At 72.2% G+C, this 13912-nt stretch carries 13 protein-coding genes; 4 read left to right on the top strand and 9 right to left on the bottom strand.

Annotation, left to right across the window (positions count from 1 at the left end):
- Positions 1–42 precede the first annotated feature (42 nt).
- Positions 43–693 carry a hypothetical protein gene (locus ACF09J_RS05285; protein WP_392304013.1) on the top strand — a complete coding sequence of 217 codons (651 nt, stop codon included), beginning with the start codon at positions 43–45 and terminating at the stop codon, positions 691–693.
- Between the two features lie 68 nt (positions 694–761).
- Here the strand turns inward: ACF09J_RS05285 and ACF09J_RS05280 are convergent, their stop codons facing one another.
- Complete coding sequence (locus tag ACF09J_RS05280; protein WP_392304012.1) at positions 762–2045, bottom strand: adenylosuccinate synthase; 1284 nt, start codon at positions 2043–2045, stop codon at positions 762–764.
- A 197-nt stretch (positions 2046–2242) separates the two neighbouring features.
- On the opposite strand from ACF09J_RS05280, the gene ACF09J_RS05275 reads away from it, so the two are divergent.
- Positions 2243–3103, top strand: coding sequence for a diacylglycerol kinase family protein (locus ACF09J_RS05275; protein ID WP_392304011.1), 861 nt, complete (start codon positions 2243–2245; stop codon positions 3101–3103).
- An 85-nt stretch (positions 3104–3188) separates the two neighbouring features.
- Here the strand turns inward: ACF09J_RS05275 and ACF09J_RS05270 are convergent, their stop codons facing one another.
- Positions 3189–3686, bottom strand: coding sequence for a GbsR/MarR family transcriptional regulator (locus ACF09J_RS05270; protein ID WP_392304010.1), 498 nt, complete (start codon positions 3684–3686; stop codon positions 3189–3191).
- Positions 3687–3796: 110 nt separating this feature from the next.
- Here ACF09J_RS05270 and ACF09J_RS05265 point away from each other — a divergent pair, with 110 nt between their 5' ends.
- A complete protein-coding gene (locus ACF09J_RS05265; protein ID WP_392304009.1) occupies positions 3797–4756 on the top strand; it encodes an ATP-binding cassette domain-containing protein in 960 nt (319 codons plus the stop codon).
- Entirely contained in the window at positions 4753–6366 is a 1614-nt protein-coding gene (locus ACF09J_RS05260) for an ABC transporter permease (RefSeq protein ID WP_392304008.1), read from the top strand. Before ACF09J_RS05265 ends, ACF09J_RS05260 begins: the two co-directional genes overlap by 4 nt.
- 9 nt (positions 6367–6375) lie before the next feature.
- Here ACF09J_RS05260 and ACF09J_RS05255 read toward each other — a convergent pair whose 3' ends face one another.
- From ACF09J_RS05255 to ACF09J_RS05225, 7 genes are all read right to left on the bottom strand, one after another.
- Positions 6376–6972: a Uma2 family endonuclease gene (locus tag ACF09J_RS05255; RefSeq protein WP_392304007.1), complete on the bottom strand. Its 597-nt coding sequence runs from the start codon at positions 6970–6972 to the stop codon at positions 6376–6378.
- A gap of 101 nt (positions 6973–7073) precedes the next feature.
- Positions 7074–8294: a cytochrome P450 gene (locus tag ACF09J_RS05250; protein WP_392304006.1), complete on the bottom strand. Its 1221-nt coding sequence runs from the start codon at positions 8292–8294 to the stop codon at positions 7074–7076.
- Between the two features lie 107 nt (positions 8295–8401).
- Positions 8402–9076 carry a response regulator gene (locus ACF09J_RS05245; protein ID WP_392304005.1) on the bottom strand — a complete coding sequence of 225 codons (675 nt, stop codon included), beginning with the start codon at positions 9074–9076 and terminating at the stop codon, positions 8402–8404.
- Positions 9073–10428 (bottom strand): sensor histidine kinase, encoded by a 1356-nt coding sequence (locus ACF09J_RS05240; protein ID WP_392304004.1) that lies wholly within the window; start codon positions 10426–10428, stop codon positions 9073–9075. Before ACF09J_RS05240 ends, ACF09J_RS05245 begins: the two co-directional genes overlap by 4 nt.
- Positions 10429–10562: 134 nt before the next feature.
- Entirely contained in the window at positions 10563–11240 is a 678-nt protein-coding gene (locus ACF09J_RS05235) for a response regulator (RefSeq protein WP_392304003.1), read from the bottom strand.
- Positions 11237–12724, bottom strand: a complete 1488-nt coding sequence (locus tag ACF09J_RS05230; protein WP_392304177.1) for a histidine kinase — start codon at positions 12722–12724, stop codon at positions 11237–11239. The genes ACF09J_RS05235 and ACF09J_RS05230 overlap by 4 nt, the downstream gene beginning before the upstream one ends.
- The gene (locus ACF09J_RS05225) at positions 12724–13908 is read right to left on the bottom strand and encodes an acyltransferase (RefSeq protein WP_392304176.1); all 1185 of its coding nucleotides are present in this window, start codon (positions 13906–13908) and stop codon (positions 12724–12726) included. Before ACF09J_RS05225 ends, ACF09J_RS05230 begins: the two co-directional genes overlap by 1 nt.
- Positions 13909–13912: the final 4 nt, after the last annotated feature.

The following is a 13912-nucleotide window of genomic DNA, read 5'->3' as shown; positions in this document are numbered from 1 at the left end:
ACCGAACACGCTGAACGTCCTGCCCTCCCCGAGGAGCCCTCTTTGGCCTGTGACCTGTGGCTGGTACCGCTCGTCGACGTCTTGTGCCACACCCCGGACAACCCGTTCGCCGAGGAACTCGCGCAGTACAACAAGGTGCTCGCCGAAAACGGACTCCCACCGGTGCCGGTGTACCAGTACATGCCCGGCCTGTCCGGGGAGGTGGCACCGGTGGCCGGCTTCGACTACGACGCGCTGCACTTCCTGCGCCGCGCCCACCTCCTCCAGGTCTGCGGCCTGCCGCTGACCCCGGTCGACGAACTGGGCGGCGACTACGAGCAGTTGCTGGAGATGTTCGAGACGACGGCCCAGCAGTCCCACCTGGTCTGGCACTACGACCACGCCGGCGCCTACGTCCCGCTGGACTTCCCGCACCCCCTGTCCAACGAGGAACTCCTGGCAGCCGGAGGGCCGTTGGGCTCCTCGCAGGCGCTCCTGCGCGAACTGGAGCACGTGGCACCGTCGTTGGGTATCGATCCGGCCAACCCGCCGACGGCTCCCGACCCCCCGCTCGGCCCCACGGAACTGGAACAGCCGGCCGCCCCCGCCCCCTACGACCCCAGCCCGTTCGCCCGGGAACGCCATGTCTGGCTGGGCCTCCACGCGGCGGCGACGCGGAGCCTGGCCCAGGGCTCGATGATCGTCTTCAGCTGAGGACCCCGGCTTCGAGCTCTTGCGGCCGGGTGACGGCGTCGCCGTCACCCGGCCGCAAGAAAGACGCGTCAGATGAACGAGTTGATCTCGATCGTCTCGTCGCGGCCCGGACCCACGCCGATCGCGGAGATCGGGGCGCCGGACATGTCCTCCAGGGCCTTGACGTAGGCCTGGGCGTTCTTCGGGAGGTCGGCGAAGGCCTTGGCCTTCGTGATGTCCTCCTGCCAGCCGGGGAGGTACTCGTAGACGGGCTTCGCGTGGTGGAAGTCGGTCTGGGAGTACGGGAGTTCCTCGACGCGCTCGCCGTCGATCTCGTAGGCGACACAGACCGGGATCTGCTCCCACCCGGTGAGGACGTCGAGCTTGGTGAGGAAGAAGTCGGTCAGCCCGTTGACCCGGGTGGCATAGCGGGCGATCACCGCGTCGAACCAGCCGCAGCGGCGGTCGCGGCCCGTCGTCACGCCCCGCTCGCCGCCGATCCGGCGCAGCGCCTCGCCGTCCTCGTCGAACAGCTCGGTCGGGAAGGGGCCGGAGCCGACGCGGGTGGTGTAGGCCTTGAGGATGCCGATGACGCGGCTGATCTTCGTCGGGCCGACGCCGGCGCCCGTGCAGGCGCCGCCCGCGGTCGGGTTGGAGGAGGTGACGAAGGGGTACGTGCCGTGGTCGATGTCCAGCAGCGTGCCCTGGCCGCCCTCGAAGAGGACCACCTTGTCGTCGTCCAGCGCCTGGTTGAGGATCAGGACCGTGTCGGCGACGTACGGCTTGATCTGGTCGGCGTAGCCCAGCAGCTCCTCGACCACCTGGTCCACGGCGATCGCGCGCCGGTTGTACAGCTTGGTGAGGATCTGGTTCTTGACGTCGAGGGCCGCCTCGACCTTCTGGGTGAGGATCGATTCGTCGTACAGGTCCTGGACCCGGATGCCGACGCGGTTGATCTTGTCTGCGTAGGTCGGGCCGATGCCCCGGCCCGTGGTGCCGATCTTCCGCTTGCCGAGGAAGCGTTCCGTCACCTTGTCGACGGTGACGTTGTACGGCGTGATGACGTGGGCGTTGCCGCTGATCAGCAACTTGGACGTGTCGACGCCGCGCTCGTTCAGACCGCTCAGCTCGGAGAGCAGGACCGACGGGTCGACGACCACACCGTTGCCGATGACAGGCGTACAACCGGGCGAGAGGATTCCGGAAGGGAGGAGGTGCAGTGCATACTTCTGATCACCGACGACGACGGTGTGGCCGGCGTTGTTTCCGCCTTGGTATCGCACTACATAGTCCACCGAGCCACCGAGCAGGTCGGTGGCCTTCCCCTTGCCCTCGTCACCCCACTGAGCACCGAGCAGCACAAGTGCGGGCACGCGCGTACACCCCTTCCGGGCGGGGCATGTCCAGGGTCAGGGGCGTACGCGGAGGGTTCACCGCCGCGTGCACCGCGACCGTCGTCGGCCGCTCAACCGTCGGACCGGATGCCCCGGAATAGACGAAGCCCCTGGCGCAATAGCGCAAAGGGGCTCTTGCACAAAGATGCTACCCGAGGAAGCGAGGCAGGACCGAGGTGGCGACTTATCCGACGTCCGATCAGCTGCTGGTGGTCATCGACCCGGTCGCCCGGAGGACGGACGGTGAGTCCGTACGGATCGCGAAAGACGTGCTCAGCGCGGGTGCGGCCGCCAAGGTGTGCCTGCCGGACGGTCCGGAGGAGTTCACCCGCGCGCTGGCGCGGCGCGGCTCGCGACGGCCGGTGGTGGTCGGCGACGACCGTGCGCTGCTGCGGGCGGTGTCGGCGCTGCACCGGCAGCGGGAGCTGGCCGGCTGCGCCCTGTCGGTGGTGCCGGTCGGCGGCGCCCTGTCGCTGACCCGTGCGCTGGGGGTGCCGACGGGGCCGGTGGCGGCGGCGCGGGCGGTCCTGGAGGGCGCCGAGCGGCGGCTCGACCTGCTCGTGGACGACAGCGACGGGGTGGTGCTGGGCACGCTGCGCATCCCGCCGGTCTCCGCGCGCCAGGAGGATCCGGACGGGGCCGCGGCGCTCCCGCCGGGGCAGGGGCACCCCTGGCTGCGGACCTGCCAGTCCCTCGTACGGACGCTGGTGACCCGCCCGCCGAGGGCCACGGCGGTCGCCGGGCCCGGTCCCTCACGGCTGCGGGTCGAGGTCGACGGCGAGACGGTCGTGGACCTGGAGCAGCCGGTGGAGGCGGTCTCGGTCACTCCGGGCGGCACGGGGAAGGCCGAGGTGGAGGTGCGGCGGCTGTCGGTGGGCGCGGAGGCCTCGCCGCTGCTGGCCCGGGGGCGCACGGTGACCGTCTCGGGAGCCGGCTTCCGCTACCGGGCGGACGCGGTGGTGTCGGGACCGGTGCGGACGCGGACGTGGCGGGTGGTGGAGGGTGCGTGGGGCCTGACGCTGCCGGTGGCGGGGTGACGTCGGCCGGCAGCGGGGCGACGCCCCCGGTGACACCCGGACGCCGCCGGTGGCGGGGTGAGCCGGGTCGGGGAGTCCGGCCGGGTCAACCGCCGAGGTTCTCCTCCTGGTGGCGGCGCCAGCGCTCCATGATTCCGGCGACGTCCCGCTCGATGAACTCGAAGAAGGCCAGCGTCTCGGCCAGCCGGCGTCCCGCCGGGGTCTCGGCCCCCAGGCCGGCCACACCGTCCCGCAGGGCGTCCTCCCAGCGCTTGATGAGCGCGTCACGGCTGGTGAGCGCCTCGTACCACTGGTCGCTGCGGACCCGGTAGCGCTCCCGCCGCGAGCCGGGCTCCCGCTCGCGGGAGACCAGGTGCACCTGGGCGAGGTAGCGCACCGCGCCGGAGACGGCCGCGGGGCTGATCTTCAACTGGGCGCCGAGCTCGGCGGAGGTCAGGGCGCCGGTGTCGGAGGCGAGCAGCGCGGCGAAGACCCGGGCCGGCATGCGCGGCACGCCCGCCTCGACGAGCTGGGCCGCGAAGTGCTCGACGAACTGCGAGACCACCTCGGGGTCCCGCTCCACCGCCGTTTCCCGCTCCGTCATCCGGGCCCCTCTCCCCTGCTCAGCCTGTTGGACGCACCATCTAGTCTAACCTTGCTTTTATACGCTTCCTTAACTTCACAAATTTGTGAAGTTCACGTACGTTCCAAAGCATGACCACGGCAAACTCCGCCATCGAGGCGTCCGGCCTGTGCAAGTCGTTCGGCGGCACGCGGGCACTGGACGGCCTCGACCTGAACGTCGCCGCCGGCGAGGTACACGGCTTCCTCGGCCCCAACGGCGCCGGCAAGTCCACCACCATCCGGGTCCTGCTCGGCCTGCTGCGCGCCGACTCGGGCGCCACGCGGGTGCTGGGCCGCGACCCCTGGGCGGACGCGGTCGAGACGCACCGCCGGATCGCCTACGTGCCCGGCGACGTGACCCTGTGGCGCAACCTCTCCGGGGGAGAGGTCATCGACCTGTACGGCAGATTGCGCGGCGGCCTCGACGGGCGGCGCCGGGACGAGCTGGTCGAACGGTTCGAGCTGGACCCGACCAAGAAGGGGCGGACGTACTCCAAGGGCAACCGGCAGAAGGTCGCCCTGGTCGCCGCCTTCGCCTCCGACGTCGACCTGCTGATCCTGGACGAGCCGACCTCGGGCCTGGATCCGCTGATGGAGGAGGTCTTCCAGCGGTGCGTGGCCGAGGAACGCGACCGGGGCCGCACCGTCCTGCTCTCCTCCCACATCCTGAGCGAGGTCGAGGAGCTGTGCGACCGGGTGAGCATCATCCGGGGCGGCCGCACGGTGGAGAGCGGCTCTCTGGCCGACCTGCGCCACCTCACCCGCACCAGCGTCACCGCGGAACTGGCGGGACCGCCGGGCGGGCTCTCCGGCCTGCCCGGCGTGCACGACCTCGACGTACAGGGCCGGCGGGTCCGCCTCCAGGTGGACACCGACAAGCTGAACGAGGTGCTGCGCTCCCTGAGCGAGTCGGGCGTGCGGTCGCTGACCTCCACCCCACCGACGCTGGAGGAGCTGTTCCTGCGGCACTACCAGGACGAAAACGGGGCCGGGGCCGGGGCCGAGGCCGGCTCCGGGACGGACGCGGAAGCCGCGGATGTGGCGCGATGACCGCCGCGGTCACCACGCCGGCCGCCGTGCCCGCCGGCCGCTCCCGCAACCTCGCCGGCACCGGCACGCTGCTGCGGTTCGCGCTGCGCCGCGACCGCGTGATGATCCCGGTGTGGGTCGCGGTGAACGCACTGATGGTCCTGTCCATGCCGAGCACGCTGGAGGGCCTGTACGCCACCCCGGCCGAGCGCGCCGACCTGGTCCGCCAGATGACGACGAACGCCTCCCTGCGCGCCATGGTCGGCCCGGTGTTCGGCGATTCGCTGGGCGCGCTGACGGCCTGGCGGGCGGGAGTGTACGCGGGTGCCCTCGCCGCCGTCATGAGCCTGCTCGTCGTCGTCCGGCACACCCGGGACGAGGAGGAGAGCGGACGGCAGGAAATGGTGTCGTCCGGGATGGTGGGCCGCCGCGCACCGCTGACGTCGGCGCTGCTGGCCGCGGCGGTCGCGAACGCGGCCCTGGCCCTGCTGATCACGGCCGGTCTCGCCGGGCAGGGCGCCGCCGGTGCCCTGGCCCTCGGACTCGGGGTGGCGGGCGTGGGCATGGTCTTCGCCACGATGGCGGCGATCGTCGCCCAGCTCACGGAGAGCGCCCGGCTGGCCCGGGGCCTGACGTCCGCCGTCCTGGGCGCCGCCTTCGTCTTGCGGGCCGCGGGCGACTCGGGTACGGACGACGGCTCGTCCGTGCTGACCTGGCTGTCCCCGCTGGGCTGGCTGGAGGACATGCGCGCCTTCGCCGCCGAACGCTGGTGGGTGCTGCTGCTGTTCGCCGCGGCGACCGCCCTCCAGGCGGGCATCGCCTACGAACTCGCCGGGCGCCGGGACATCGGCATGAGCTTCCTGCCCACCCGGCCGGGCCCCGCCCGGGGCCGCCTCGCCACGGCGGGCGCGCTGGCCTGGCGCCTGCAACGCGGCAGCGTGCTCGGCTGGAGCATCGGCTTCTTCGTCGCCGGAGTCGTCTACGGCGGGCTGGCGGACGGCGCGGCCGAACTCGTCGGCGACAACGCCAAGGCGCGGGAGATCTTCGAGCGGATGGGCGGGCAGTCCGGTATGACGGACGCCTTCCTCGCCGCGATCACCGGGATGCTGGGCATGGTCGTCGCGCTCTACGTCGTGGCGTCCGTGCTGCGCCTGAACGGCGAGGAGACCTCCGGCCGCGCCGAACCGGTGCTGGCGGGCGCGGTGGGCCGGCTGCGCTGGGCCGCCGGGCACCTGCTGATCGCCTTCGGCGGCTCCGCGCTGATCATGCTCCTGGCCGGACTGGGCATCGCGGCCGGCCACGGCAAGCAGGTCGGCCCGGTGCTCGGCGCGTGCCTCGTGCAGGTGGCCGGGGTGTGGGTGATCGGCGGCATCGCCGTCCTGCTCTACGGCGTCCTGCCGCGGGGCGCCGTGGCCGCGTGGGGAGTGGCCGGAGCGGTCCTGCTGATCGGCTGGATCGGCCCCGCCCTGAACGTCCCCCGGTTCGTTCTGGACCTCTCCCCCTTCGGCCACCTGCCCAAGCTTCCGGGCGGCCGGATGGAGTGGGGGCCGGTCGGCGTCCTGCTGGCACTCGCGGTGCTCCTGGTGACCGGAGGGCTGGCGGGTCTGCGCAGACGGGACATCGCCGGCTGAGCCTCCGGCTCAGTCGACGTACCCCTTGAGGTCCTCGGTGTCGAGTTCGAATCCGAGGGGTTCGGGGAGGGTCGCCCTTTCGCCGAGTTCTACGACGCGGACGTTGTGGTAGCCGATCCGCGGGTCCGGGTCGCTGTGGACGACGATCTTCAGTCGGTCACGGTCGATCAGAAGGTAGACCGGGATGCCGGCCTCGCCGTATGCCTGGGGCTTCTCGACCCGGTCGCGGCGGTGGGTGTCCGAGTCGTACGACGTGATCTCGACAACCATCAGGACACCGTCGGGAGCGGCCCATTCACCCTGTCCGTTGAAGTGGCCCACCGGGGCGAGCACGGCGTCGGGCCGTGCTCGCCCGTTCCGGTACGCCTCGACCTTCAGCCCCTGACCAGTGGTGTTGAGCGTGAGATCCGGCCGAGCATGCTTGCACTGGAAGACCAACCACATGGCGATCTCACCGTGACTGCCGTTCGTCATGCCCTTGATCCCGACCCGTCCGTCGACGAATTCCAACCTGACGGCGACGAACCTCTCGGCCACGTGTGCGGCGAGTTCCTCGAACTCCTCCACGGACATCTGGGACGGCATGTGCTGCGCCATAACCGTCATGGTGCCTCCTCCCGCAGGCCGGCACCAGCTTGCCGGGCCTGCTGTCACGACCGGACGTATCCGTACGGAGATCAGCCGAACGGGTGAGCTGGGCCGCGGCGTCAGCCCACCGTCACATTCAGGCCCTCCAGTCCGCGGATCACGAAGTTGGGCTTCCGCTGGGGTTCCGCGGCCAGGGCGAGGGTGGGGGCCTGGTCCAGGAGGGCGGCCATGGAGGCGGCCAGTTCGATGCGGGCCAGGGGGGCGCCGATGCAGTAGTGGATGCCGGCGCTGAAGGAGATGTGGGGGTTGTCCCGGCGGGCGAGGTCCAGGCGCTCCGGGTCGGTGAAGACCGCCGGGTCGTGGTTGGCCGAGCCGAAGAGCATGGCGATCTCCGTGCCCCTCGGGATCGTGGTGCCCGCTATCTCGATCTCGTCCAGCACCCAGCGCTCGAAGAGCTGGAGCGGGGTGTCGTAGCGCATCAGCTCCTCGATCGCGGAGGGGATCAGGGAGTGGTCCGCGCGCAGGGCCGCCAGCTGCTCCGGGTTGCGGAACAGTGCCCACCAGCCGTTGACCGTGGCGTTCACGGTCGCCTCGTGACCGGCGTTGAGCAGCAGCACCGCAGTGGAGATCATCTCCTGCTCGGTCAGCCGGTCGCCCTCGTCGTGCGCCGCGATCAGTCCCGAGACGAGGTCCTCGCCCGGCTCCTTGCGGCGCTCGGCGATCAGCTCCCGCAGGTAGCCGGAGAACTCGACCGACGCCCGTACCGCCTTCGCCGCCGTCTCCTCGGACGGGTTCAGCTCGTACATCCCGCAGATGTCCGCCGACCAGGGCCGCAACTGCGCCCGGTCGGACTCGGGGATGCCCAGCATCTCGGCGATCACGGCCACCGGCAGCGGTTCGGCCACGTCCCTCAGCAGGTCACCGCCGCCCGCCGCCACCAGTGCGGAGACCAGCTCGCCCGCCAGGTCGTGCACATACGGCTTGAGCCGCTCCACCGTGCGCGGCGTGAACGCCTTCGACACCAGGCGCCGGATCCGGGTGTGGTCCGGCGGCTCCAGGTCGAGCATCCCGTGGTCGTTGAGGACGTGGAACGGCTCGTGCTCCGGCGGGGGCGGCGTACGGCCGAAGTCCTCGTGCGTGAAGCGGTGCTGGTACGTCCGGCCCAGCCGCCGGTCCCGCAGCAGCGCCGAGACGTCCGCGTGGTGCGGAACCAGCCACTGGTCGGTGGGCTCGTAGTGGAGCACACGGCCCCGCGCGCGCAGCTCGGCGTAGGCCGGGTACGGGTCGGCGAGGAACGCCGGGTCCCACGGGTCGAAGGCGAGGCCGGAAAGAGCGGACATGCCCGGACGTTAGCCCGGCCACCGCCGATCCGACCAGGGGAGGTCGGTCACAGACCTCGCGCGGCGCGCCCCGGCCCGTGGGCGCCCCGGGGACCGGCCGGGACGGCTCACCTCGGTGTGACCAGTCTCGCCTCGTAGGCGAACACCGCCGCCTGGGTGCGGTCCCGCAGGCCCAGCTTGACCAGGACCCGGCTGACATGGGTCTTGACGGTCGACTCGGCGACCACCAGCCGCCCGGCTATTTCCCCGTTGGACAGTCCCTGTGCGATCAGCACCAGCACCTCCGTCTCCCGCTCGGTCAGCTCCCCGTACGCCGCCTGCGCGGTGGCCGCCAGCCGCGGGGGCTCGGTCAGCTTCGAGAACTCCGTGATCAGCCGCCTGGTGACCGAGGGGGCGAGCAGCGCCTCGCCGGCCGCGACCACCCGCACGCCGTCGGCGAGCTGCCGCGCCGAGGCGTCCTTGAGCAGGAACCCGGAGGCCCCGGCCCGCAGCGCCTGGTACACGTACTCGTCCAGGTCGAACGTGGTCAGCACCAGCACCTTCGCGGTGCCGTCCGCGGCGACGATCTCCCGGGTCGCCTCGATGCCGTTCAGCTCCGGCATGCGGATGTCCATCAGCACGACGTCCGGGGCCAGTTCGCGCACCCGCTCCACCGCGTCGCGGCCGTTGACGGCCTCGCCGGCGACCTCGATGTCCGGCATCGCGTTCAGCAGGACCGAGAAGCCCTCGCGCACCATCATCTGGTCGTCCGCGACCAGCACCCGGATCGTGCCCGTTCTCATGCGCCGGCCTCGTCGTCGTCCGCCGTCTCCACCGCCGTGGCGACCGGCAGGAACACCGCCACCTCGTATCCGCCGTCGTCGGCCGGGCCCGCCGTCATCTCGCCGCCGAGCATCGACACCCGCTCCCGCATGCCGGTGATGCCGTGCCCGGACCCGGGCGAGGGCTTGAGCAGGGACGGCTCGGGCACCGGGCCATTGACTATGCGCAGGGCCAGTCCGCCGAGTACGTAGCCGATCTCGACGCGGGCGCTCGCGCCGGGCGCGTGCCGCAGGGTGTTGCTCAGGGCCTCCTGGACGATCCGGTACGCCGACAGCTCGACGCCCTGCGGGAGTTCGCGCACCGCGCCCATCGTGGTTCTGTCCACCGCCAGGCCGGCCTCCCGCACGTTCTCCAGCAGGGTGCCGAGATCGGCGAGTGTGGGCTGCGGGGCGTCGGGGGCCTCGTAGTCCTCCGCGCGGACGACACCGAGGACGCGCCGCAGCTCGGTGAGGGCCGCCACCGCGTTCTCCCGGATCGTGGCGAAGGCCTTCTCCAGCTCAGGCGGCGGGTTCTCCACCCTGTAGGGGGCGGCCTCGGCCTGGATGGCCACGACGGACATGTGGTGGGCCACGACGTCGTGCAGCTCGCGGGCGATCGTCGTGCGCTCCTCCAGCAGGGTGCGGCGGGAGCGCTCGTGCGCGGTCACCGTCTGCTGGGCGGTCACCTCCTGCTCGGCGTCCTTGCGTATGTGCCAGACGGTGACGGCGAGCAGGACGAGTGCGGAGAGGATCAGCAGGGGCGCCGAGTTGTTGCCGTAGGCGTAGCCGAACAGCCCGTCGGCGATCACGGCGTAGAACGCGGTGGTCGCCCACATCCACGCCGCCGTGCGCGGCCGGGTGCGTATCGCCACCACCGTGAGCACCGCCAGGTGCGCGATGTAGCTGCCGGGCTGCCACGGCCAGTCCGCGGGGTTGCCGACGACCCACGCCGAGGCCGTCGCCGCCATCAGGGAGACCCAGAACGCTCCGACCGGGCGGGTCAGGGTGAGCAGCACCGGGGCGAGGGCCAGCAGACCCGCCACCGGGGCCGCCCTGTCCGCCCAGCCGACGAACAGCGCCAGCAGGCCGACCGCCGCCACCACGGCGTGCCGTCTCCAGGCCGCGTAGGGACGCAGGCGGTCTGGCAGCCGCCGGATCAGCGGGCCGTCGACACCCGCGGGCCGCAGCGGACGGTAGGCGAAGGCGTCGTGGAACAGGCCTTGCCTCAGCCCGCGCAGAGCCTTCGCGGCGAGCTTGTACTCCGGGCTGCGCGGCTTGTATGGGCTGAAGGCGCCGTCCGGCGTCGTCTGCTGCGTCTGCTGCGTTTCGGTCACGCTGAAAAAGGTAGGCGCAGGCGGTGGCCGCGGTCGTCCCCTGCGAGGGGGGTCCTGCACGGTCCGTCTCAAGTACTACGGGTATCGCCTCTTACGGGTGTCGCCTCTTACTGGTATCGCCCTGCTGCCCGCGCTCAGTGCCCGGAGGGGCGGACCAGTCCCGACTCGTAGGCGAACACCGCCGCCTGCGTGCGGTCCCTGAGGCCCAGTTTCACCAGGATGCGGCCCACGTGGGTCTTCACGGTCTGCTCGGCGACGACGAGATGCCCGGCGATCTCCGCGTTGGACAGGCCCTGCGCGATCAGTGCGAGTACTTCCGTCTCTCGCTCGGTCAGTACGCCGACGCGCGCCTTCAGCGGGGCGCGCGGTGCGTCCTTCTTCAACCGGGAGAACTCCGCGATCAGCCGGCGCGTGATCCCCGGTGCCAGCAGCGCGTCTCCGGCCGCGATCACCCGGACCGCCTCGGCCAGCTGGTCCGCGGAGGCGTCCTTGAGCAGGAAGCCGGACGCGCCGGCGCGCAGCGCCTCGTACACGTACTCGTCCAGGTCGAAGGTGGTGAGTACGAGGACCTTCATGTCCGGGGTGGCGGTCGTGATGCGGCGGGTGGCCTCGATGCCGCCGAGTTCGGGCATGCGGATGTCCATCAGGACGACGTCCGGGGAGACCTCGGCGGCCCTGGCGACGGCGTCCAGGCCGTCCACCGCCTGGCCCACCACCTCGATGTCCGGCTGCGTGTTGAGCAGCACGGTGAACCCCTGTCGCACCATCTGCTGGTCGTCGGCGATGAGGACGCGGATGCTGCCGCTCGTCATGGAGTGTCCTCTCCTGTCGGGGACGGTGAGCCGGGAGCGGGCGCGGCGTCGTCAGGGCTGGGGCTGGGGGCGGTGACCGGGGCGGGGTCGGCGGGCGCGCCGGGCGGCTCGACGTGGACGACGGGGCCGTCGGGCGGGTCGGTGTAGATGACGGGCAGGCGGGGCGGACTGATCCCGGTCAGGGGCGCGATGCCGTCGTGCGGGAGGAAGGCCGTGACCGCGAAGCCGCCGTGCAGTGTCCTGGCGGCCGTGACGTGCCCGCCCAGCATGGTCGCCCGCTCGCGCATGCCGAGCAGGCCGTGCCCGGCGCCCGGGGAGGGCTGGACGGGCCCACGGGGCCGGGAGTTGACCACGCTCAGGAACAGGCCGTCGGGCACGTGGCTGACTTCCACGCGGACCGTCGACCCCGGGGCGTGCCGCAGGGCGTTGCTCAGGGCCTCCTGGACGATGCGGTACGCCGACAGCTCCACGGCCGGCGGATACGGCCGTTGCTCACGCCGCGAGTCCTCGATGTCCATGGTGACCGTCAGACCGGCGGCGCGGGTGTTCTCGACGAGGGCGTCGAGGCGGTTCAGGGTGGGCTGCGGGGCGTCCGGGGCGGCCCAGGTGCCGGGTTCGCCGAGGCCGTAGGGGTCCTCGGGGTTTTCCGAACGGAGCACGCCGAGCACCCGGCGCAGTTCGCCGAGCGCCTCCAGCGCGTTCTGCCGGATGCCGTCGAGGTTCTCCTTCAGCTCCGGCGAGGGGTCCTGTGTGAGGTGTGGTGCCACCTGCGCCTGGATGGAGATCACCGACATGTGGTGGGCGACCACGTCGTGCAGCTCACGGGCGATGCGGCTGCGCTCCTCCAGGAGCGTGCGGCGGGCCCGCTCCTCCGCGGTGAGCGTGGTCTGCTGCACCAGTTGCGCACGGGCCTCGCGGCGGCCGTGCAGGGCGGTGCCCAGCACCACCACGACCGCGAACAGCGCCAGCGCGAGAACACCGGTGGGCTCGTAGCGCGGGGCGCCCCACACGCCCTGGAGGACGTAGGTGACCAGGGCGGTCAGGGCCAGCGCCTCCGCGGCGACGCGGGTGCGCACCCGCAGGGCGAGCAGCAGCAGGACGAACAGGTGGGCGATGATCCCGGACGTGGTCCAGGGCCAGGTGAAGCCCTGCAGATCACCGGCGACCAGCGGGCCGTGCAGGGCCACCGCCCCCAGCAGCGTGGCCGCCATGGACAGCCACCACGCCGGGATGGGCCGCCACAGGGCCAGCACCATCGCACCGGCCTGTCCGAGCGCGACGAGGAAGGCATACCCGAAGGCCAGCCGCGCGCCGCTCCAAAGGTGGCCCGCGGCGCCCAGCAGCACCGCGAACGCGGCCAGCCACACGACGCCGTGCGGAAGCCAGCGCAGCCAGACGGACGGGGGCAGCGGATCCGGCCGTGCGGTCCACAGGTCGTCGCGCAGCACCCGCAGCCCACGCCTGACGCGGCTTTCCCATCGCATCACGCGCCCACTTTAGGGTCTGGTGCGGTGGCCGTCCCGGGACGGTGAGCCCGGACCACCCGGGAACGGCGCCGGCCACCGCCCTGCTCACAGGTGCGGAACGCGGTCCAGCAGACGGCCAGCGCGAGGGCGAAGACCGGGAGCCAGGCCAGCCGGGCCACCACCCAGCCGGGGCCGTCGGGAAGCGTGTGCAGTCCCGGGAGGCGGCCGGCGAGCAGGCCCGTGGCGGAGGTCGCCATCAGGGCCGTCTGATGCCAGAGGAAGATCGTCATCGCGGAGAGGTTGACCAGTGCCACCGCCGCCCAGGCGAGCGGGCGGGACATCGCGCGGCGCAGCCGCTCGCGCAGCAGCAGGGCCAGTCCGCACTGGGCCAGGCCGAAGGTGACGGCCGCCAGTGTCGGCGGGTTGAGGTTGGAGACCGCGGCCCCGGGAACGCCGACCATCGACGCGGAGTAGCCCGCCCAGGCGACGAGGGCCGCGGTCGCCGCCGCGCCGCAGATCAGCAGGGTCCAGCCCGCGCGGCGGCGGTCCAGCTCACCGCGGGTCCAGGCCGCTCCCAGGGTGTACGGCACGAGCCAGCCGGCCGGCAGGTTCAGCCAGCCGAGCCAGGAGGGGGCGCCGAGGCCGAAGCGGAGGAGGTCCACGTGCAGGACGACGGCCAGGGGCCACAGGGGGCTGAGCCGGGTGAGCAGCGGGGTCGCCGCCGTCAGTACGGCGAAGACCAGGAGGAACCAGAGGGGGGACAGGGCCAGCTTCACGAGGGTGTGGACCGTGTCGAGGTCCGCGCCGGTCAGGAGGAGGGCGGCGGCGGTGACCGTCCACAGGGCCAGTACGGCCGCGACCGGCCCGAACAGACGGGACAGGCGGGCACGGAGCCACTGCGGGTAGCCGGTGCCGCGGGCACGGGCCGAGAGGTGGCTGCGGGTGGCGACGTGCCCGCCGACGAGGAAGAACACGGCGAGGGTCTGGAACGCCCAGGAGATCGGGGCCAGGGCGGGCATGTAGTGGAGGGGGCTCGCGGTGTGCAGGGTGGGGCGGGGCTGGGTGCTTGTGTCCGCGACCAGGGCCGTGACCAGCCAGTGCCCCAGGACCACACCGAGGATGGCGAGTGCCCGCAGGGCGTCCACCGCACGGTCCCGGTCCGGCGGGGTCCGGAGGTGGAGGCGGTGGGCTGCGGCTCGTATGCGG

Source organism: Streptomyces sp. NPDC014889 (assembly GCF_043081205.1).
Taxonomy (GTDB): Bacteria; Actinomycetota; Actinomycetes; order Streptomycetales; family Streptomycetaceae; genus Streptomyces.
This window is presented reverse-complemented; position numbering and strand designations above follow the sequence as displayed.

Bases quoted from the DNA above. Each gene is read 5' to 3' on its own strand.
- ACF09J_RS05270 (WP_392304010.1), bottom strand. From the start codon at position 3,686: ATGACGGAGCGGGAAACGGCGGTGGAGCGGGACCCCGAGGTGGTCTCG.
- ACF09J_RS05245 (WP_392304005.1), bottom strand. From the start codon at position 9,076: ATGAGAACGGGCACGATCCGGGTGCTGGTCGCGGACGACCAGATGATG.
- ACF09J_RS05255 (WP_392304007.1), bottom strand. From the start codon at position 6,972: ATGACGGTTATGGCGCAGCACATGCCGTCCCAGATGTCCGTGGAGGAG.
- ACF09J_RS05260 (WP_392304008.1), top strand. From the start codon at position 4,753: ATGACCGCCGCGGTCACCACGCCGGCCGCCGTGCCCGCCGGCCGCTCC.
- ACF09J_RS05250 (WP_392304006.1), bottom strand. From the start codon at position 8,294: ATGTCCGCTCTTTCCGGCCTCGCCTTCGACCCGTGGGACCCGGCGTTC.
- ACF09J_RS05235 (WP_392304003.1), bottom strand. From the start codon at position 11,240: ATGACGAGCGGCAGCATCCGCGTCCTCATCGCCGACGACCAGCAGATG.
- ACF09J_RS05265 (WP_392304009.1), top strand. From the start codon at position 3,797: ATGACCACGGCAAACTCCGCCATCGAGGCGTCCGGCCTGTGCAAGTCG.
- ACF09J_RS05230 (WP_392304177.1), bottom strand. From the start codon at position 12,724: ATGCGATGGGAAAGCCGCGTCAGGCGTGGGCTGCGGGTGCTGCGCGAC.